Genomic DNA, 22275 nt, shown 5'->3' with positions numbered 1-22275 from the left:
AAAGATAGATTAATGAAGTACTTATATGAATTCTATGAGGTCATGACTATGTTGGATTTAAAATATGTCCGTGATCATATTGACACGGTACAAGAAAACCTAAATCGTCGCCATACTACGGGCGATTTAGACAGCTTTGTAAAGTTCTACGATGAAAGACGAGCTATCATTCAAGAAGTAGAACAAATGAAAGCGGTTCGTAATGCAGTAACTGCTGAAATTAGTCAATTAAAACGAAATAAAGAAAACGCAGATGATAAAATTGCAGAAATGCAACGTGTAGGCGATGAAATCGGTGCATTGGACAACAAATTGCGTGAAGTAGAAACAGAATTGCAACAAGTGGCTTTAATGTTACCTAACATGTGTGATGCTTCTGTACCAGTAGGGGCTGATGAAAACGAAAATATCGAACAACGTCGTTGGGGTACACCTCGTTCCTTTGACTTTGACGTAAAAGCACATTGGGACCTAGGTGAATCCTTGGGTATTTTAGACTTTGAAAGAGCGGCTAAAGAAAGTGGTGCTCGCTTTACAATTTACAAGGGCATTGGTGCTCGCTTAGAACGTGCATTGATTAACTTTATGTTGGATATGCATGGCAGTGCAGGATTCACAGAGATGATGACACCATATATTGTCACTCGTGAAACACTAACGAATACTGGGCAATTGCCTAAATTTGCGGAAGATATGTATAAAGTGGAAGGAGAAAATTATTTCTTGATTCCAACCGCAGAAGTTACATTAACGAATTACCATGCGAACGAAATTTTAACTGCAGCAGAATTGCCTAAATACTATACTGCATTTACGGCATGTTTCCGTGCAGAAGCAGGTTCCGCTGGTCGAGATACACGTGGACTGATTCGACAACATCAATTCAATAAAGTTGAATTAGTTAAATTTGCTAAACCAGAAGAGTCTTTTGAGGAGTTAGAAAGCTTGACAGCACAAGCTGAAAGCATTTTACAAGCTCTAGAATTACCACATCGTGTGATTACACTGTGTACTGGTGATATGGGCTTTGGTTCTGCAAAAACATACGACATTGAAGTGTGGATGCCAAGTCAAGGCGTGTACCGCGAAATCTCTTCTTGTTCTAACATGACTGATTTCCAAGCTCGTCGTGGTAATATCAAGTTCCGTCGTGAACAAAAAGGTAAACCAGAATTTGTACATACATTAAATGGATCTGGCTTAGCCGTAGGCCGTACGGTAGCAGCTATTTTAGAAAACAACCAAGAAGCAGATGGCTCTGTACGTATTCCAACTGCTCTTCAACCGTATATGGGAGGCTTAGCCGTCATTCATCCAGAAGCTTAGAAAGGAGTCTATTATGAAATTCTTTATTGATACAGCTAATTTTGATGATATTAAAGCCGCTTATGAAATGGGCTTTATTGCAGGGGTTACTACTAACCCATCATTAATTGTAAAAGAAAAACGTGATTTACACGAAGTGATTCAGCAAATTGCAGATCTTGTAGAAGGACCTGTTAGTGCAGAAGTGATTGCGACTACTGCTCCAGAAATGGTGAAAGAAGCACATGAGTTAATTAAATTAGGGGATAATGTAGTTATTAAAGTACCTATGACAGCAGAAGGATTAAAAGCTGTTTCTATCCTTTCTAAAGAAGGTATTAAAACGAATGTAACTTTAATTTTCTCTGCTAACCAAGCCTTGTTAGCAGCTCGTGCAGGAGCTACCTATGTTAGTCCTTTTGTGGGCCGTATAGATGATATTTCTATGGATGGGATTCAATTAATTGAAGATATTGCAGAAATTTTCATGGTTCACAATATTGCAACAGAAATCATTGCAGCTAGCGTACGCACACCAATGCATATGACACAATGTGCAAAAGCTGGCGCACATATTGCTACAGTACCGTTCAATGTGCTACAACAATCTTTAAAACATCCATTAACAGATGCGGGATTAGCACGTTTTCTTGCGGACTGGGAAGCAGCCAATAAATAGTAGACACAAGTGGGAGGATCAAAATGGATCGCACATTAGCGTTAGAATTTGTTCGAGTTACGGAAACAGCAGCATTAAAAAGTGGTCGTTTATGTGGCCGTGGTGCTAAGGATGCAGCGGATCAATTAGCTGTTGATGGCATGCGCCAAACCTTTGATACAGTGCCTATTTCTGGTACAGTTGTCATCGGAGAAGGCGAAATTGATGAAGCGCCAATGTTATATATTGGTGAACGTGTAGGAGCCGGCGGAGAAGAAGTAGATATCGCTGTAGATCCTATTGAAGGTACAAATCTAATAGCAAAAGGTCAAAATGGTGCGATTGCTGTGTTGGCCATAGCTCCTAAAGGTGGTTTGTTACATGCACCAGATATGTACATGGAAAAACTATGCGTAGGCCCACGTGCCAAAGGTGTGATTGATTTAAATCAATCTATGACAGAAAATTTACGTCGTGTAGCAGCTAAAATGGAACGCGCCATAGATGATTTAACGGTTGTTATGTTGGATCGTGAACGCCATCAAGGATTGATGGATGAATGTCGTGCCGCAGGTGCTCGTATTCGTCTCATTACTGATGGTGATGTAAACCCAGCGATGGAATGCGGATTGGAAGGATCTGGTATTCATATGGTAGTAGGTACAGGTGGAGCTCCTGAAGGCGTATTGGCAGCAGCCGCTTTAAAATGTACTGGCGGCGATATGCAAGCTCGTCTAAAACCAGCTACTGATGAAGAAATTCGTCGTTGCCATGAAATGGGGATTACAGATCTAAATAAAGTACTAACCATTGATGATCTAGTGAGTGGAGATGATGTTATTTTCTCTGCCACTGCCATCACAGAGGGGAATGTATTGTCCTCTATTAAATACTTCCCAGGTGGTGCACGTACACATTCTGTTGTGATGCGATATAAAACGGGAACGGTCCGTTTTGTAGACACCATTCATCGGTTAGATAAAAAACTTTCTATGAAAGTAAAATAAAAAAGTATTAGAGTGCTAACTTTGGAAAGACCGTCTTTGAGACGGTCTTTTTTGTTGCATAGAGAGAAAAGATTTAGTATACTAAGATAGAATGTTTGTAAGATAAAATACATATGATTCAATCTTGTGATGATTGAGTTGTAACCATACATAAGATTAGGAGGAATTCAGTTGGAAAAGCTTATTATTCAAGGAGGTACGCCTTTAGAAGGTCGTATTCGAGTAAGTAGTGCAAAGAATGCAGTACTACCTATTATTGCTGCGACTTTGTTGGCGTCTACTCCAAGCACCCTGCTTGAAATTCCAGATTTGGAAGATGTTCATACTATTTGTGATGTTATTGCATCCTTAGGTGTGAAAGTAACAAAAGATGGAGACAATATTACGTTTGATGCGTCTACGATTTCTGCGGTAGAAGCACCTTATGATTTAGTGCGTCGTATGCGTGCATCCTTTTTAGTGATGGGTCCTTTATTGGCTCGCAAAGGAGAAGCTCGCATTGCATTGCCAGGAGGTTGTGCGATTGGTAGTCGCCCTATCGATTTGCATTTGAAAGCATTTGAAGCATTAGGTGCAACGATTACTATGGGTGAAGACTTTGTAGAAGCAAAAGCACCAGAAGGATTAAAAGGCAATTTAATTTATTTAGACTTTCCAAGTGTAGGGGCTACAGAAAATGTGATTATGGCAGCTACCTTTGCAGAAGGAAAGACGATTATTGAAAATGCTGCAGAAGAACCAGAAATTGTGGACTTAGCTACCTTCTTAAACAGTATGGGTGCTAATATTCGCGGTGCAGGTACAGATGTCATTCGTATTGAAGGGGTCAAAGAATTAAAAGGTGCTGTACACACAGTGATTCCAGACCGCATTGAAGCCGGTACGTATCTTATTGCAGCAGCCATGGCTGGTGGCAATGTATATGTAGAAAATGCACTTTCAGAACATTTAAAACCTGTAGTGGCTAAACTAAAAGAAGCTGGTGTCACAGTAGAAGAAGATATTGATGGTATTCGAGTTATTAGCGATGGTAACTTAAAAGCCACAGATATTAAAACCTTACCGTATCCAGGATTTCCAACAGACATGCAAGCCCAATTCATGGCGATGACAACCATTGCAAAAGGCAAAAGTACTGTTATGGAAACTGTATTTGAAAATCGATTCATGCATGTAGGAGAGCTGCAAAAAATGGGAGCCTCCATTGAGGTGGATGATCGCAAAGCATTTGTAACTGGTGTTGATCAATTAGTAGGTGCTGAAGTAGAAGCAACTGATTTACGCTGTGGAGCGGCACTAGTATGTGCTGGTCTAGCGGCAAAAGGCGTAACTAAGGTTGGTCAATTAACGCATATCGATCGTGGTTACGATAATTTAGTGACCAAATTAAAAGGGATAGGTGCTAACATTGTTCGGGTGGACGAGTAAGCGAAAAGAATCCAATACACAAGATGAGCGTCGTAAGCAACGACGAGTGCGAAGAAAACCCTTAGGCACTACAACAAAGCAGACTTCTTTGAAACGAGAACCTCGAAAATTATCATTTTTAGAAAAAGTGGCACTCTTATGGACCACAGATATTGGTATCGATTTAGGGACTACTAATATCGTTATGTATGTCAAAGGTAGAGGTATCGTATTAGATGAACCTGGTTTTGTGGCCTGCGATACCAAGACTCGTGAAGTCATTGCAGTAGGTCATGAGGCGCGAGCGATTTTAGGTAGAACACCAGATGGTATTGAAGTCATTCAACCTCTCAAAGGTGGAGTCATCGCTGATTACGATACAACGGCTTATATGTTACGTCACTTTATTCGCCGTGTTATTCCCATATCAGGACTTGTGCGGTGTAGGATTGTTGCTTGTGTGCCATCTAGTATTACACCGGTAGAAAAAAGAGCCGTCCTAGAAGTATTGTTACAAGCGGGTGCGAAAAAAATAGTTCTTATGGAGGAGCCATTGGCAGCAGCCATTGGAACTGGTCTTGATAAAGCGGAACAAGTAGGGGCTATGGTAGTAGATATCGGTGGGGGTACCACAGATATTGCCGTAATTTGTGACTCCGGTGTGGTGGTAAGTGAAAGCTTGCGTACTGGTAGTGATGATTTTGATAAAGCTTTACTTCGCTATATGAAGCGGAAGAAAAAACTTCTCATTGGGCCTTTGACAGCAGAAGATTTAAAAATCGAAGTTGGTACCGTGGACCCTCGATCAGGAGAAGAACGAGCCATTGTACGCGGTAGACATACGAGTACTGGATTGCCGAGAGCTGTAGAAATTACTTCGAAGGATATGAAGATAGCTTTGGAACGACCTGTGCAAATGATCGTCGAAGGTATTGTGAGCATTTTGGAGAAAACACCACCAGAACTATTAGCACAAATTAATGATCACGGCATCATTCTTACAGGTGGAGGAGCCTTGTTGCGTGGACTGGATCGAATGATTACAGAGCGGACGGGACGACCTGCATATGTAGTGGAACATCCAAGATATTCTGTGATTCTAGGGACTGGGAAAGCGTTATCGGAACTGAATCAATTACGAGATACATTAGAAGAGTTACGATAGGAGATTCATCTTTCTTTCATGTAAGAACGATACAATATAGATGTATCTATAGCTTGTAAAACATAGAATTCGATATATCATGCTAATGGTAATACTACATATTTGGCAGATATCAAAAATGTGATATACTGTATATAGAAAAGAACTAGGAGGTGTTTGTATATGAAAAAAACGCTCGTATATAGTTTAGGGGCCGTTCTTGCAGGCCTATTGATGGTAGGAACTGTGGATGCAGCACCAGTCAATCATGAAACAGTACTATCTGGTGACGTAGTGACTGTTGTTCCAGTTGGAACTGCGGTAAAAGAAGGAGATCCTTTATTAACCGTACAAACACTAGGTGGACCTATGGTAGCATCTCGCGCCACAGTGAATGGGGTTGTTGAGTCTGTATCTGTAGCACCAGGTGCGACAGTGGCAAGAGGTCAAATTATAACAATTGTGAATAGTCAATAAGAAGAGGCGATATAAATGCAACTACATCGTTTTTGGCGTCGGTGCACTAAGGGTGTGCTGGCGCTCTTATTGTGTGGGGCCGCTTTTACAAGTGCCCATGCAATAGAATTTATGAAAGTAGAAGATTTACACCGTGGCATGGTAGGTCATGCAGATACAGTCGTACAAGGTGACAAGATTGATTCCTTTAAGGTTGAGGTCCTTGGTGTTATGAAACAACGTGGTCCTTCTGGAGATTTAATATTGATAAAAGTATCCGGTCCTGTTATTGATGCATCGGGAGGTATCGTCCACGGTATGAGTGGTAGTCCTGTATACATTGATGGAAAATTAGTAGGTGCTGTTGCCTATGGTTGGGGATTTACAGATGGTACGTTGGGAATGGTCACACCTATCGATCAAATGGTAAAGCTGTGGGATGAAAGATACCAAAAAGATTTACCTAATCCTTGGAAAGATACAGAACTCATTCCATTGGGAACGCCTTTGATGGCAGATGGCTACGATGAGGCATCCTTATCTTATTTAGGAACAAAGTTTAAAGACTTTGGCTATAAAGGATATGCCACGGCCAGTGATAGTACCGATGATATTGTGAAACCGATGGTGCCTGGTGGCTCTATTGCTGCTTTATTGGTAAAAGGTGATTTGAAAATGGGTGCGGTAGGTACTGTAACCTATGTCGATAAAGATAAAGTGGTTGCCTTTGGACATCCTTTTGATAAACGAGGATCTACGGGTTATTTTATGAATAACTCTAGTATTTTTACAATCGTAAAAAGTATGGACTCTGGATTTAAATTGGGGTCCTTAGGCCGAGAAGTAGGGGTCATTACAGAAGACCGTGGTGCTGGTATTGCCGGAACTGTGGGTGTATTTGGAAAAGGCGTTCCTGTACGCATGAATTTACGAGATTTAGACCGTGGTGTAGAACGTAATGCAGGGGTTACCGTTGTGGAATCTCCTAAAATGACACCGACCCTAGTGGCAACATCCGTCTATAGTTTGCTTAATAAAACATTGGATCGTGTAGGCGGTGGTACCGCAAAAATAAACATTAAAATTACACCGGCGGACCCTAAACTACCTACTTTAGAACGACGCAATATGGTGTATTCTAGCAGTGCTGTATCTGAAAAATCTATTGATGAGTTGTTTGATATTGTGGAAAGTTTAATGAACAATGCTTTCAAACCATATGAAATTCGTGATATTCAAGTAGATGTACAGGTAGAAGAGGCAAAACGAACTGCTACCATCATCGATGCTAGTGCAGATCAAGTGATTGTTTCTCCTGGCGATGATATTGCTATTACAGTAAATTTGCAAGCCTACCAAAAAGGAAAGATTCAGAAGGAAATCATCTTTAGGGTGCCGGATGATCAAAGGCTAGGAACGTATACCCTTGAAGTGCGTGGTGGTGGCGTCATACCATTGCCATATTTGTTTGAAAAACAAAAATATAATCTCACTGATGAAATCGTAGAACGATTGAAAGTGCATAAAGACTTTGATGAATACTTCAAGGATTTAAGTGAAGATGATCAGAATAACCAAATTGTAGCAGAGTTCTTGTCTGATGATATTAGCATGGTGGAAGAGTCTGGCGACAAGGTGAAAAAGCAACGTTTAGAAGCAGATGATGAAGATGTGGATGATGATGAGTTGCCAAATGGCGGTAAACATAAAAAAGGTTTACGAGCTTCTGATGATGATGAAAAAGAAAACAATGAAGCAACACGAGTAGTTGTGGATTACGTTGTCTTAGGTGATGGACAATTTACTGTGAATGTAGTTGATAAAAAAGATCGTGACCATCTACGAAAACAACGGATCAAAGAAAAGCTTTCAAAATTAGCAGACCAGAAGAAAGATGAAACAAACAAATCTGATGCTAAAAAATAAGGAACTTGCGTTTTAGACGAATTGTGTTCAACAGGAAATATTGGAGATGCTCCAGTATTTCCTGTTTTCTTTTTTGAAAAGTCTGGTGGTACTAGTGCACATTCTCGTAGTTTTGTGATATACTGAAGAATGATATATAGAATCAGGAGGGACTATGACTTGGCTAGAGTGGATAGGTAAAAGAGTTATCTTTTTCTTATCGCAAATCGGGGAAGCAATGTTGCTCTTATGGCGCACCATTCGACAAGTACCGAAACTAAATTGGAAGCTAACAATTGAACAAATGGCACATTTAGGTGTCAATTCATTACCTATATTAAGCCTTACTATGTTTTTTGCAGGTGCTGTTATGACATTGCAGATGGCAGATGTATTAATTCGCTATGGAGCACAAGGTACCGTAGGTGGCATTATGGCCATCGCTATGGGGCGTGAATTAGGCCCTGTATTGGCAGGTGTTGTATTGGCAGGACGAGTAGGTGCAGCGATTACAGCAGAATTGGGGACTATGAAAGTAACCGAGCAAATTGATGCACTGCGCGTTATGGCGGTGAACCCCATTGGATATTTGGTAGTACCAAGAGTCATAGCTTGTATGATTATGGTACCTATTTTGACATTTTATGGCATCCTTATTGGTACCGGGGGTGGTTATTTAGTAGCTACTGTGGTGAAAGGAATGGCAGGCATGACATACACAGATTCGATTCAAATTTTTTCTACCTTATCAGACTTAACGTATGGGTTGATTAAATCTTGTGTATTTGGAGCTGTCATTGCCTTAGTAGGTTCCTATAAAGGCATGTATACCAATATGGGTGCTACAGCAGTAGGTTATGCTACAACTAGTTCTGTAGTAACAAGTATTATTCTTGTCTTTGTATTAAATTACTTTTTATCTGCTTTATTATTCTAGGAGGGGCTATGATTGAATTAAGAGATGTAGTCCTTTCCTATGAAAATCGAACTATCTTAGACCATGTAGACCTAACGATTCATGATGGAGAAACATTGGCTATTTTAGGTGGCTCTGGAGCAGGGAAAAGTACATTATTAAAGTTGATTATTGGATTATTGCGCCCTACGAGTGGTACTATTTTAGTAGATGGAATTGATATTACAAAGATTTCTGACGAAGAGTTCGATAGGTTGCGGCAAACTATGGGGATGGTATTTCAATACTCAGCACTATTTGACTCTATGAGTGTAGGTGAAAACGTAGCCTTTGGCTTGCGACAACATACAACTATGACAGAGGAACAGATTCAACATACTGTAGCGAGAAAGCTGAGGATGGTGGGGTTGCCTAAAACGGAAAAATATATGCCTAATGAATTATCAGGTGGTATGAAGAAACGGATTAGCTTAGCTAGGGCGATTGCATTAGATCCCAATATTATTCTCTATGATGAACCTACATCAGGCTTAGATCCCATCACATCGGGCACGATTAGTCGCCTCATTCGCAGTATGCAATCCCATTTGGGATGTAGTTCTGTTGTGGTTACTCATGATATGCAGTCAGCTTTTTTTGTGGCCGACCGTATAGCGCTCTTAGATAAAGGTAAGTTTATTGAAGTATCGGAAACGGAATCATTTAAGCATTCTAAAAATCCGAAGGTACAACAGTTTATTGAAGGACGAAAATCAGTGAAAAAAGATGAAATAGAGAAAGGAGAGATATCATGAAGTGGACTACGGAAGCAAAAGTAGGACTATTTACTGTATTGGGAATAGCTTTATTTGCAATTTGCATCGTATTCTTGGGACGATTTGATATATTTGCCTCTCCGAGTATGCATATTACAGGTTCCTTTCAGTCTGTTACGGGATTGAAAGAGGGAAATACAGTGCGCTTTTCTGGCGTGAAAGTAGGTAAAGTTGCGTCTATGGTGGTGACAGATAAAGGTGTCAATGTGACGATGGATATTGATAAAGATGTGAAGATTCCTACAGATTCGGCTTTCACAATGGAAAGTGATGGCATATTAGGTGATAAATTTATTCAGATTACACCGGGAAAAAGTACTTTATACTTAGATGACGGATCTATGATCAAAGGGGATGGCAAAAGCGAAATCGATAAAACTATGGCACAAGCCACTAAGTTGATGGAAGCAGCGACCACAACCTTGGATTCTGTGAATGGAATTATTGGGGATGCAAAGACACAGGCAGCCTTACGCAATGCGTTACAATCTACAGAACTAATCGCTCAAAATACTGCGAGTTTAACAGGACAAATGAATGAGATGTTGGCAGAAAATAGAGGAAATATTGCTTCCTTAACGGCTAATATGGTCAGCATTACTCGCAATATGGAATCATTGACTAACCAGATGGATACGAATATGAAACAATTTAATGCAGATGGGCAAGCTGGCACAGAAATGCGAAAAATTGTAGATAATTTAAAAACAACAACAGATAGTATTTCCAAAATGGCAGGTGCCATGGAAGGTGTTGTGACAGATCCAAAGAGCGCCGCAGATATTAAGGAAACATTGCATAATACAGCGCAATTGACCACTAAATTAAATCGTCTCACAGGTGGAGATGTGAAAGCAGGCGATGCTGGAAAAAAGTCCGACCTTAAGGCGCAAGTGAGTGGTGAAGTTCTATATAATGCGAAAGATGCAAAAGTACGGACTGATGCTGAAGTGCGGCTTATGATAAATAAAAATCTGTATGCGCTAGGCATCTCTAATGTAGGCAATGGGTCTAATTTGGATCTCACCTATGGAAAAGAAGTGCGTGACAAAGTGTATTTACGAGGTGGTCTTTTTGATGGTAAGTTGGGGTTAGGACTTGATGTGGGGGTAGGCTCACCAGTGACTCTTTCTGGCGCATTCTACGATTTGCATCATGGCTCGTATCGAGTCCGATCAGATGTGCGCCTATGGAACAATACGTATGCTGTAGGGCAGTGGATATGGAATGGACAACATAAACATCATGACAACTATTTCGGTGTAAAAAAGGTATTTTAATGATAGATATTATATCTACGATATATTGTAGGAGGAAGTATGAATCGAAAAGTTATTACAATGGCAACTCTTTTAGCAGCCTATGCATGTACAGTGGGGGCGGCTACACCACATATTGATACAGTGAAGTTAGTATCGTATCAACAAAAGACAACTGCCCAAGCAGCTACGATGACAAATACATATAAAAGTCAAGTGCAAACAAAACAACAAAGTATGTCTGTTACGCTGCCACAATCGATTGAGTTAGCATTGAAAAATAATCGAGAATTGCATCAAACACAATGGGATTATGAGGCGGCATTAAGTCAAGTAGATGTTGCACAAAGTGGTAAAAGGCCTGCTATTTCTTATGGATATAGTGCGAATCATGCAATTAAAGAAGTGGGATCTGTTCGTGTAACAGGTAATGAGTTTGGACATAAAGTAGGCGTGAAAATGCCTCTATATAACCAAGCATTACAGGCACAAATAGAAGCCTCCAAATATAGTCGAGATGGTAGTGGGGCTGCTGTAGAAGAGGCCGAGCAAAAGGCGAAATTAACGGCTACTTCTAACTATTTATCTTTGATTATGTCCCGTAATAAAGTAGGCGTAGCAGAACAAACCGTACGTGACTATGAAGAACATTTAAAAAATGCTAATTTACAATACAGTGTAGGAATTGTATCTAAATCTGATGTATTAGCCACAAATACACGATTGGAAAATGCAAAAACAATACTAGTAGAAGCGAAACATGCAGCGAGCGTTGCAGAAGCAAGATTTAATAATCATATAGGTGTACCTGTATCTACGTCTATCGTAACAGCAGATAAAGAGTTGACATATAAACCGCACAAGATTTCCCTAGAAGCGGCGAAACAATATGGTGTATACCATCGTTCAGATATTGTTCGTGCAGCGATGGCTGTAAAGGCTGCTGAAGAATCTGCTCGTCGAGTGGATGCATCCGATATACCTGTTGTAGATGCTAATGCCAGTGGCTCTATGGGAGGTACCAGTGTAGGAGCTACGGATAACAAAAATTGGACAATTGGTGCTACTGTATCTTGGAATCTTTGGGATGGCGGTGCCTCTAAAGCTAATTTGAAAGTGGCTAAGGTGAATGTAGAAAAAGCAAAAGAGGCCTATGCACAAACAATTGAAGCCGTAGAATTACAAATCCATGAAGCCTATTTAAATATGAAGTCTGCAGAACAAAAAATTATTAGCACTCGTGCGGCAGTAGAAGCGGGACAAGAAGACTATCGTATCAAAACCTTACGGTATCGTTCTGGAGTAGGGACAAATGTAGATGTATTAGATGCGGAAACAGCATTAGCGACTGCTCGTAATAATTATGTAGATGTGCTATATACGTATAATCTTAATGTTGCTACCTTAGAAAGAGCGATGGGAGTACCAGTAACTACGGCGATTGGGGATGGTCTTTCTGTAGTCAATCAAGGAGCAAACAAATAAATTCCATGATGAGGTGATTCATGAAGAGGAAAGGGTGGCTGATTAGTGCTTTCATAGGGAGTACCATACTAGGAATTGGTTTTGGTTTACAACCGTTTAGTGAAGCCTATATAGGGCCTTATGTGCAAGAACAATTACATACAGCACTGAATGGAACCGTTTCTTATGAATCATTCCATATTGGATGGGATGGATCCATTCAAGTAGGTGACGTTACAGTGGATGATACTAAAGGAAATAGAGTGTTAACTGCTGATATGGTTACCGTCTCTATACAGTGGCTTCATGTGTTGCAATATCCATTTGGCAATGTATCTCCTGATGCATTAATCGGTACAATTACTGTCACGGCACCGCATGTAAATGTAGTGCGGGAAGCTGATGGTGAGTGGAATCTGTCCAAGCTTATGAAACCACAAGAGAGCGAGACTCAAAGCCAATTTAGTGGGCTTATTCGACTGAAAAATGGTACAGTATCTTTGATGATGCCTCAAAGGACGCCACTTGTGTTAAGGAATGTCAACGCATCTGTTGTAGGTGATGGGGGGCATACTTTGGAGAGTGTCATAGATACAACGCTAGGAAATGACAAGATTCATGGGAAGGTCACATTAGGCTTAGGGGAGACTACAGATAGATCTTTTTATTTAGAGTCTAGCCATTTAGAGTTGAAACCAATACTGGAAAGCTTCGATATTGTAGATGCAGAACATGCGTTTACAGGGGCCCTAACTGATGTGGCTGTTACTATGCAAAAACGGAGTGGATTTTGGTATGGAGAAGGGCAACTTTCCTTTGATAATGTAGGGGCTAAGGTAGATGGCTATGCATTACAAAAAGGTAAAGGGAGTGTTCAAATTCATGGTGATGTAGTTACGCTGCAGAATATAGAAGCGGAGATCAATGATGAGCATCTATTCTTGGGTGGAACAGTGCATCATGTATTTGATGAGGATCCTACACTACATCTATCCATTGGACTGAAAGAGTGGAGCTTAGCTCCATTTACGCAGGGAAAAGGTACAGGGTATATTTCTGGCGATGCGATTGTAACGGGGCCTATTTCTAACGTGAGAGGCAGTGCAGATATACAAGTACATGATGTCAGGTATAATGGGGCTACCTTAAACCGTGGCACAGCACATGTTGCCTATGGTGATCAAACCATACAGATATCTGATATGATGGCGTATACACAAGGTGGAACCGTATTGGGATCTGGATTGTATCACGTAGAGGATGGCACATATATGGCTGCTCTTAGTGCACAGAATCTGTCCTTGTATCAATTACCTATCGATTCCATGCCACAGTTACAAGGTGTAGTGAGTGGTGATTTCACGATTCAGGGGGATTACAGTGGAATTACTTCTGTACAGGGGACCGTATCAGGTAAACAAGTGAGCTATCAATCTATATTGCTAAATACATTGGAAGGCAGTATTGCTTGGGATGGCTCTACTCTTGTTGTTCCGTATATGAATGGTACTATGGGATCTGGCTCATTGACTGGTAATGGACAAATAGGTAATGGTAAATTTGCTGTTAATGTACATGGCACTGAGATTGAGCTTTCAAATCTGAATGGATGGTCTCCAAAACCGTTGAGCGGACATGTATCGATGTCAGTTAACCTAGCAGGATCTTTGGAAAACCCTAGTGGAACTCTTGAAATCAGTGGTAAAGACATGGGCTTTGGAGCTATGAAGTTTGATCAGGCACTAGTGAAAGCTACTATGCAAGATGGCAAATTACAGTTGACCACAGGTGATGTATCCTATAAAAATAGTCACTATCAAGTGCAAGGTTCATTAGAACTAGGTGGAGATCAGCAAATTGATATGACGGCTAAGGCCGATGATGTACGGTTAGAAGAGGTCACCTCAAATGTAACATCTATGCCAATTACAGGTTGGGTGCAGACAGAGCTACAAGCACAGGGAGCCTTGCATAATCCTCAGATATCAGGTCATCTAAAAGCTTGGGATGGTTCAATCTATGGAAAACTTTTTGAATCTATTGAGGGTGATTATTCCTTTGCAGATGGAGTGCTTACATTGCCTCGGTTAGAAATGAGTACGTATGGTGCATTAGTTATCGTAGATGGCAAATTAGATAATCGAAAATTAGATATCAATTTGGCAGCGAAGGCATTGCCAGTGGAACCATTTATTCGCAACACTGGGGTGAATTTAGAGGGATATATTGAAGCCCAAGGATATCTAGGTGGTACCGTGGATGATCCAATTTTTGAGGGGGCTATTACATCTGATGAACTTCAGGTTCAGAAGTCTACATTACATAATGTAGCAGGTAGCCTATACATGACTCCTAAGGTGCTTAACTTACAAGAGTTGACTTTCACAGGGGCTGGAAATAGTCGCTATGAAATCAAAGGTGGAGTTCAGTTAGATGCGTCAAAACGGATATATGGATATGCCCATGTAGAGGATGGAGATATTCATCAATTACTATCATTCGGTAATACTAATGTGCCAGATATTAATGGCAAGTTGCGAGGTACTGTAGATCTTGGTGGTACTACGGAAAATCCACGAATTGATGTAAAAGGGTCTATCGTAGATACCTCTATTCGCAATGAAGTAGTTGGAACAGCTATGATTGATGCCACGTATGCGGGTCGTACAGTTGATATACGGACATTTACCTTGCCTATCAAAGAAGGTTTGATTGCAGCGAAGGGTAAAGCTGACTTAGATGGAGATTCAGATATACAGATAGTGGCATCGAAAGTTCCGGTGGGAACTGTATTACCACTAGTCACAACAGAGGTGCAAGGTCAAGGGGATTGGAACTTTATTATCAATGTAAATGGTAAGACGAAGTCTCCTAAAGTGGAGTTTTCCAGTGAAGTAGCAAATCCTGTTGTCAATGGAATTGCCTTAGACCAATTGAGTATCTTGGGAACGATGGAAGATGAAGTAATTTATATCCAACAGGGAATGATTAAGAAAGCAGACTCTTCTATCAAAGTTCGAGGTAAGGCTCCATTGGAGGCGATTGTTCATAATGAATACATGTCACCAGACCCTAATAAGCAGTTTGACATCTATGTAGATATGAATGAAGCGAATCTATCAGTTCTTCCGCTCATGTTCAAAGGCGTTACTAGTGCAGATGGAGCTATACGAGGTGTAGTTCATGTGACAGGTACTGCTTCTAATGTATTGGCAAAGGGTACGGTAGAATTATCTGAAGGTACTCTTAAATTAAAATCCATGAAAAAGCCTTTCGATAAGTTGAAAGCACAACTTGTGTTCAGAGGTAATCAGCTAGACTTGACAGGTAGTACTCTAGTGGGAAAAGGTAATGCAGGTATATCCGGTAGTATGGGATGGGCTGCCAATCATATTAACTCCTATTATGGTGCTTTGCAGATGAAAAACCTAGAGATGGATCATGAATTCTATACGGGACCTTTGGATGGGGAATTGTATATGGTGGATAAGCATGATATGCCAACTTTAGTGGGTACTATTTCCCTACATGATGTGGTGGCGTCGATACCACTTTCTTTTGAAAGTTCCGGTGAGTCTATACCGCTAGGTCTTGATTTAACCATAGATGCAGGTGATAATGTGCGCTTGTATAATCCACTTCTCTATGATATGTATTTACAAGGAAAAGTAAAATTTGAAGGTACTCTGGGGGATCCTAAAGCCAGTGGTCAATTATCTGTTCGAAAAGGATATTTGAAATACCTGAAGAATCGATTCAAGATTACAGAAGGACAAGTAAAATTTGTATCTGGTAGTATTATTCCGGAGCTTAATGTACGCAGTATGGCCAATGTAAAAAGCTATCGTGTATCTTTACAAGCGGAAGGTCCAGCGACGCAGATGAAGTTAAAACTTTCAGCGGAACCAAATCTATCAGAGCGACAAATCATTTCGCTGCTGACATTTGGTAGGAATGTAGGGAATACGAGTGGCGTTACCTCAGAGGACGCTAATGCCTTACTGGCATCTGGATTGCAATCGTTGGCTTTTGGCTATATCGAAGATGTCTTACAAGATTCTTTGGGCCTAGATATGGTTAATATTACAACTGGGTCTCTAGACGGAAAAGATTCTAGAGATTTACAGGAAAAAAATAATTTTAATGTGTCTATTGGAAAATATGTATTGCCAGATTTCATGGTTACCGTCACACGGGGGCTCAATAATGATCGGATGGCCTATGGATTCCAGTATGATGTGAATCAAAGCATTAGTGCTACGGGATGGTTAGATAATAGTAACCGAAAATACCTAGGGGCGCAGTGGAGATATCGGTTCTAAAGGAGGTGAAAGTATGCTTAATGATTATATTGCCAGTGTTGATAAAATTGAACTATTGTCGGCTGAAGAAGAACAGAAGTTATGGAAAGCCTATGAAGAATCAGAGGATATGCAAGCTCGCATGACAATCATTGAGCATTATCAACCTCTAGTATTAAAGGAAGCGAATGTATATAAGTCGACGAAAGTAGATATGATGGACTGCATTCAGGAGGGGACTATAGGTCTTATTGAAGCTGTAGAACGGTATGACTCAACAAAAGGGGTAGCCTTTTCTCTCTATGCAGTACATCGCATTCGTGGACGCATATTAGATTACCTACGAAAAGAAGGCAAAGAAGGCGTCATTTTACAGGAAGAAACCGAAGATGGTGAAACTTGGTGGGAACAATTACCTGCTGAGGGCCCTTCTACAGAAATCGTTTGCGAGGAGCGCATGTATGGTGATATGGTCACATCGGCTATGAAGCAGTTGCCTTTGGCGGAGCAGCACGTAGTGGAAGAGGTCTATTACAAGGACCATAGTGTAGCCTCTATTGCAGATACCTTGGAATGCAGTCATAGCTATATTCATCGACTGCGAAGAAAAGGCTTAGCACGCCTGAAAGGAATGTTAGAAACTGTAAAAGAAACGTGGGATAATAGTTAACTTTAATAGATAGAGCCTATTTTACTTATGAAGCACTACCTAGATGTCAACGGGTAAGTTGATGACAGAGGTAGTGCTTTTTATTTGTGAAGATATATCGAAATAATTCACTTGACATAGATATGGTTTTTGTTTATTATAATTATATTATTATATAAAGAACAGTGATGCGAAGGACATGACCTTAATCATCTATACTTTCAGAGAAAGATACCTTGGCTGTGAGTATCTAGTGTAGACTTAGGTGTTACCACCTTCAAACTGGTTTGGTGAAGGCAATGCTTGTAATCGAATCCGTGGGGACACGTTATAGTCCGTAAGAGTGAGTCCGTTATATAGGACTAACTAGGGTGGAACCGCGAAGATCTTCGTCCCTTGTATGGGAGAGGGTCTTTTTTTGTTGGTAAGATCATGGCCATCCCCAATGGCGTATAATTGTTTAGACCTAGGGAGGTACAAAATGAGTGAAGTAAATATTATATTACCTGATGGAAGTTCTAAAGCATTTGCTGCAGGAACTACTTTGGGAGAAGCAGTAAAACAAATTTCAAACAGTTTAGCAAAAAAAGTATTGGCTGCAGATGTGAACGGTGAATTAACAGATCTTCGTGAAGTGTTGGTGGAAGGTTCTAAAGTAAGTTTTTTAACTTTTGCAGAAGATGGTGGTAAACATGCATTCCGTCATACAGCATCTCATGTGATGGCGCAAGCAGTAAAACGTTTATGGCCAGATGCACAATTGGCCATTGGACCAGCTATCGAAAATGGTTTCTACTATGATATCGATATGGAACATAAATTGGTGCCAGAAGATTTGCCAAAAATCGAAGCGGAAATGAGCCGTATCGTAAAAGAAAACTTGCCTATCGAAAAAGTGTTGATGGAACGCCAAGAAGCATTAGATTTCTTCGCTGCAAAACATGAAAACTATAAAGTAGAATTGATTAATGACTTGCCAGAAGATGCAGTGATTTCTGCGTATAAACAAGGTGACTTCACTGACCTTTGTGCTGGTCCACACTTGGCAAGCACTGGTAAAGTGAAAGCTTTCAAACTACAAAGTATTGCAGGTGCATACTGGCGTGGTGATGAAAAAAATAAAATGTTACAACGTATCTATGGTACTGCTTTTGAAAAGAAAGAAGAACTAGAGGAATACTTACACTTGTTAGAAGAAGCGGCTCGTCGTGACCATCGTAAATTGGGCAAAGAGCTTGGCTTGTTCGTCATTAAAGAAGAAGGCCCAGGATTCCCATTCTTCTTGCCAAAAGGTATGGCAGTGCGTAATGCTTTAGAAGATTTCTGGCGTGAAGTACATCATGACTATGATTATGAAGAAGTTCGTACACCAATCATCTTGAGTCAACATTTGTGGGAAACATCAGGTCACTGGTTCCATTACCGTGAAAACATGTACACTACACAAATTGATGGCGCAGAATATGCAATTAAACCAATGAACTGCCCAGGTGGTATTTTGGTATATGCTAATGACATGCATTCTTACCGTGATTTGCCAATTCGTATGGCAGAGCTTGGCTTAGTACATCGCCATGAATTGAGCGGTGCTTTACATGGTCTGTTCCGTGTACGTAGCTTTACACAAGATGATGCTCATGTATTCATGACTCCATCTCAAATTAAAGAAGAGTTAATGAGCGTTATCGATTTATTCGGTCGTATCTACTCTCAATTTGGCTTGTCCTATCATGTAGAGTTGAGTACAAAACCAGAAGGTGCTATCGGAGATGATGCAATCTGGGAATTGGCAACAGAAGCGTTGCGTGAAGCAATCGAAGCAAAAGGTATTCCATACCGTATTAACGAAGGTGATGGTGCCTTCTATGGTCCTAAACTAGACTTCCATATTCGTGATTCCATAGGCCGTACATGGCAATGTGGTACTATCCAATTGGATATGAACTTGCCAGAACGTTTCAACTTGGAATATATCGCAGAAGATGGACAGAAACATCGTCCAATCATGATTCACCGTGCTTGCTTCGGTTCTATGGAGCGTTTCATCGGTATCTTGATTGAACACTTTGCAGGGGCATTCCCAACTTGGATGGCGCCAGTACAAGTGAAAATCCTTCCAATCAGCGAAAAACATGTAGAATATGCTGAAAAATTACGTAAAGCATTTAAAGATGCTTATGTAAGAGTGGAACTTGATGACCGTAGCGAAAAGATTGGTTACAAAATCCGTCAAGCCCAAATGGAAAAAGTATCCTACATGCTTGTTGTGGGTGATAAAGAAGTGGAAGAAGGAAAAGTGGCAGTTCGTAAACGTGGCGTAGGCGAACAAGGGGCAATTCCTTGGGAAGAATTCCTGGCAAACATCACACAAGAAATTAAAGATCGTGCATAATACCCTCCTTAGCGTATCTAAGAAGAAAGTATCGTGTATACATAGGAAAAGCATCTTCACAAGAAGATGCTTTTCGTCATATAATGGATTTAGAAAGAATTTGGTCTTTCTTACTTTCTATTAATCTGAGCAGAGGTGATAGGATCATGATTACATTCGACGATGCAGAAAAACAAAAATTAAGTCCTGAAGATTTAGAAAAACTAAAAAAACACAATGACATTAATGAATGGCCTTGTCCATTGACTGATGAGATGAAGCAGCAAATGCATGATAGTTTTAAAATTGTTCCTAAAAAGAAATAAGAAAAAGCCGTAGCGACAATAGTTGGAACTCGTTACGGCTTTTTGTATATAGAAAACCGTCATCTTTGTGATGACGGTTCTTCTATGTGTTTCTATTGAGTGATTGGTGAAGTTTATTGTAAATAGAAAACTACATTTGCTGTTTTGTTGGCCGCCATATCTCCCTTTTCGACAGGTGTAGAGCTAGATAAATCCATAGATTTTACTGCAAGCATAGCATATCTAGGGTTTACCTCCATAGTCTGTGTATGTGTAGTTCCTAAGCTTGCGGATTTAACAGGGCCTAGTTCGCGACCAAGAGATTTTGCAATCACTTCTGCTTGATGGCGTGCGTCGTTGATAGCAGATGTGGACAGTTGATCTTCCATTTCTTGGGATACATCTGTTTGGAAGGTAAGAGAATTTACATCAGAAGCGCCACTAGCAATAGCTGCGTCGATAGCCTTGCCTATAGAGGCGGTATCATAGATTCTAACGACAACAGTATTGTTCACATTATACCCATTTAATTTGGAGTTTCCATCGATATAATCGTAATTAGGGTTAATCGTGATGTTAGATGTTTGAATATTGTTTCTTGACACGCCTAAATGTTGTAAGGAAGAGATGAGTTTAGACATAATTGCATCATTGTGTGATTTAGCAGATTGAACAGAAGTGTTTTTGCTAGATACGCCAAGATTTAGCAATGCATACGAAGGTGCTACTTGACAAGCAGCTTGCCCTGTGACTGAAATTTCTCCAGGACTTATGTCAGCTGCAATTGCTCCCAAAGTAGCGGATGCCATTAGTGTGCCAATTGTAAAAGCTTTCAGAAAAAGTGAGTGTTTCATAATTTTTCCTTTCCTTGTCATCGTGGATGTTGACAAATGAAAAATAGGTGACCTACAATGAAAGATGTATAGTGCTATGCATCCTTTTATAGTTATTATACTACACAATAAAAATGAATTTAGAATGAAGGTTAGGAGTAGAATCATGAACCCAATTGATATTATGTTAGACCATAAAAGTATTCGTCAATATAAACCAATGCGAGTGTCACCTCAACACTTAAGTATTTTATTAGATGTGGCAAAACGAACAGCTACAAGTATGGGGATGCAAACATTCAGTATCATCCGTATTGTAAAGCCAGAAATTAAGGCGGCTATTGCAGAAGTATGTAAACAAGAGTATGTGAAAGACATGCCTGAACTGTTTATATTTGTGGTGGATGCCTATCGTAATACACAAATTATGAAAGAAAAAGGACTAGACCTTGATACAGCAAATGATGCAGATCGATTTTTCCAAGGTTGGACAGATGCGTGTTTAGCGGCGCAAAATATGGTAACGGCAGCAGAATTAGCTGGATATGGGACAGTGTATTTGGGGAGTATTTTAAATGACACAGACAAAATGATTGAAATTTTAAATCTGCCTGAATTAACATTCCCTGTAGTAGGACTTGGGTTAGGTATGGCTGACCAAAAACCTGCTTTAAAGCCACGTATGCCAAGAGAAGCGAATGTATTTGATGATGCATACAGCACGTTTGACAATTACCATGAACTACTGGAAGATTATGACGAAGAGATGAATCAATATTATGATCTTCGAAGCCCTAATTATCCATTGCCTAAATTTACAGACCAAGTAGTAGGGCGATTGAAAATGAAAGATGAGAAGCGAAGTGCATTGATTAGAATAGCGGAAAAACAAGGGTTTCGCTTTTAATGCTATTTTGTTTTGCTTTAGTTCTTAAAGGGAGAAAGGGAAACGAGTAACATATTCCTTCGCAAACTGATCCTACGGTAGGTTTGCTCCGGAAGATGTTGCACGTTTCTGCGTTTCTACATTTAGGTAGAAATAACAGCACAAAACATTCTACGCAAGATGACACTACAAGGGTGGTCAGGGAACATGCTGCTCGTTTCTGCCGTTCTACGTTTAGGTAGAAATAACGGTGTGAAATATTCTACGCAAAGATGGCGTTCCTTGGTAAATATAGTTTTTAATAAAGTTTGAAAATAATTGTGTTAAGGGGTTGCAAATTATTTGGAAATGGCATATAATACTTTTAGTGCTTGAGACACAAGCACTTTTAATTTTCTCAAATCATATTAGATGAAAGAAAATAAAAAATGATTAAAATAACTGTTGACACAAACTTGTGAATCTGTTATTATAATCTAGTCGCCACAACAGAGGGTTGTGAGAGACGAAGTTGATCTTTGAAAACTGAACAATGTAAGGTAATTATTTCGAAAGAAGTAAACATAAGCCAGAGTGCGGGTTTCACATAGTTGA

The 22275-nt window shown here is 40.1% G+C and carries 17 protein-coding genes and 1 other annotated feature; of the genes, 16 read left to right on the top strand and 1 reads right to left on the bottom strand.

Translation table 11 applies throughout. The features are described 5' to 3' along the window. The first annotated feature begins 48 nt into the window (after window positions 1-48). The 15 genes from serS (at window position 49) to EO115_RS00015 (ending at window position 19983) form a co-directional block, all read left to right on the top strand. Window positions 49-1326, top strand: coding sequence for a serine--tRNA ligase (gene serS / locus EO115_RS00085; RefSeq protein WP_126936968.1), 1278 nt, complete (start codon window positions 49-51; stop codon window positions 1324-1326). Between the two features lie 13 nt (window positions 1327-1339). Continuing rightward, entirely contained in the window at window positions 1340-1984 is a 645-nt protein-coding gene (gene fsa / locus EO115_RS00080) for a fructose-6-phosphate aldolase (RefSeq protein WP_126936967.1), read from the top strand. A 23-nt stretch (window positions 1985-2007) separates the two neighbouring features. Then, window positions 2008-2970 (top strand): class II fructose-bisphosphatase, encoded by a 963-nt coding sequence (gene glpX, locus EO115_RS00075; RefSeq protein ID WP_126936966.1) that lies wholly within the window; start codon window positions 2008-2010, stop codon window positions 2968-2970. A 171-nt stretch (window positions 2971-3141) separates the two neighbouring features. Continuing rightward, window positions 3142-4398, top strand: coding sequence for a UDP-N-acetylglucosamine 1-carboxyvinyltransferase (gene murA / locus EO115_RS00070; protein ID WP_126936965.1), 1257 nt, complete (start codon window positions 3142-3144; stop codon window positions 4396-4398). Then, the gene (locus EO115_RS00065; protein ID WP_126936964.1) at window positions 4370-5542 is read left to right on the top strand and encodes a rod shape-determining protein; all 1173 of its coding nucleotides are present in this window, start codon (window positions 4370-4372) and stop codon (window positions 5540-5542) included. Before murA ends, EO115_RS00065 begins: the two co-directional genes overlap by 29 nt. A gap of 162 nt (window positions 5543-5704) precedes the next feature. Next, complete coding sequence (locus tag EO115_RS00060; RefSeq protein WP_126936963.1) at window positions 5705-5998, top strand: biotin/lipoyl-containing protein; 294 nt, start codon at window positions 5705-5707, stop codon at window positions 5996-5998. 15 nt (window positions 5999-6013) lie between these two features. Next, window positions 6014-7903 (top strand): SpoIVB peptidase S55 domain-containing protein, encoded by a 1890-nt coding sequence (locus tag EO115_RS00055; protein WP_126936962.1) that lies wholly within the window; start codon window positions 6014-6016, stop codon window positions 7901-7903. A gap of 154 nt (window positions 7904-8057) precedes the next feature. Next, window positions 8058-8819 (top strand): ABC transporter permease, encoded by a 762-nt coding sequence (locus EO115_RS00050; protein ID WP_126936961.1) that lies wholly within the window; start codon window positions 8058-8060, stop codon window positions 8817-8819. 8 nt (window positions 8820-8827) lie between these two features. Beyond that, window positions 8828-9592, top strand: coding sequence for an ABC transporter ATP-binding protein (locus EO115_RS00045; RefSeq protein ID WP_126936960.1), 765 nt, complete (start codon window positions 8828-8830; stop codon window positions 9590-9592). Then, window positions 9589-10893 carry an MlaD family protein gene (locus EO115_RS00040; RefSeq protein WP_126936959.1) on the top strand — a complete coding sequence of 435 codons (1305 nt, stop codon included), beginning with the start codon at window positions 9589-9591 and terminating at the stop codon, window positions 10891-10893. The genes EO115_RS00045 and EO115_RS00040 overlap by 4 nt, the downstream gene beginning before the upstream one ends. A 39-nt stretch (window positions 10894-10932) precedes the next feature. Continuing rightward, window positions 10933-12357: a TolC family protein gene (locus EO115_RS00035; protein ID WP_126936958.1), complete on the top strand. Its 1425-nt coding sequence runs from the start codon at window positions 10933-10935 to the stop codon at window positions 12355-12357. A gap of 20 nt (window positions 12358-12377) precedes the next feature. Beyond that, a complete protein-coding gene (locus EO115_RS00030; protein ID WP_126936957.1) occupies window positions 12378-16658 on the top strand; it encodes a translocation/assembly module TamB domain-containing protein in 4281 nt (1426 codons plus the stop codon). A 13-nt stretch (window positions 16659-16671) separates the two neighbouring features. Then, window positions 16672-17307 carry a sigma-70 family RNA polymerase sigma factor gene (locus EO115_RS00025; RefSeq protein WP_126936956.1) on the top strand — a complete coding sequence of 212 codons (636 nt, stop codon included), beginning with the start codon at window positions 16672-16674 and terminating at the stop codon, window positions 17305-17307. A gap of 158 nt (window positions 17308-17465) precedes the next feature. Beyond that, window positions 17466-17686 (top strand) — a binding site (T-box leader). An 81-nt stretch (window positions 17687-17767) separates the two neighbouring features. Beyond that, a complete protein-coding gene (thrS, locus tag EO115_RS00020) occupies window positions 17768-19678 on the top strand; it encodes a threonine--tRNA ligase (RefSeq protein ID WP_126936955.1) in 1911 nt (636 codons plus the stop codon). Between the two features lie 83 nt (window positions 19679-19761). Continuing rightward, window positions 19762-19983: a hypothetical protein gene (locus EO115_RS00015; protein WP_126936954.1), complete on the top strand. Its 222-nt coding sequence runs from the start codon at window positions 19762-19764 to the stop codon at window positions 19981-19983. Between the two features lie 113 nt (window positions 19984-20096). Here EO115_RS00015 and EO115_RS00010 read toward each other — a convergent pair whose 3' ends face one another. Next, on the bottom strand, window positions 20097-20816 hold the full coding sequence (locus tag EO115_RS00010; protein WP_126936953.1) for an SIMPL domain-containing protein: 720 nt from the start codon (window positions 20814-20816) through the stop codon (window positions 20097-20099). Window positions 20817-20961: 145 nt separating this feature from the next. Here EO115_RS00010 and EO115_RS00005 point away from each other — a divergent pair, with 145 nt between their 5' ends. After that, window positions 20962-21702: an NADPH-dependent oxidoreductase gene (locus tag EO115_RS00005; protein WP_126936952.1), complete on the top strand. Its 741-nt coding sequence runs from the start codon at window positions 20962-20964 to the stop codon at window positions 21700-21702. The last annotated feature ends 573 nt before the right edge of the window (window positions 21703-22275 follow it).

The organism is Veillonella sp. CHU740 (assembly GCF_003992055.1).
In the GTDB taxonomy this organism is placed as follows: domain Bacteria; phylum Bacillota; class Negativicutes; order Veillonellales; family Veillonellaceae; genus F0422.
The sequence above is the reverse complement of the archived record's forward strand: the minus strand, read 5'-3'. Positions and strand labels throughout refer to the sequence as shown.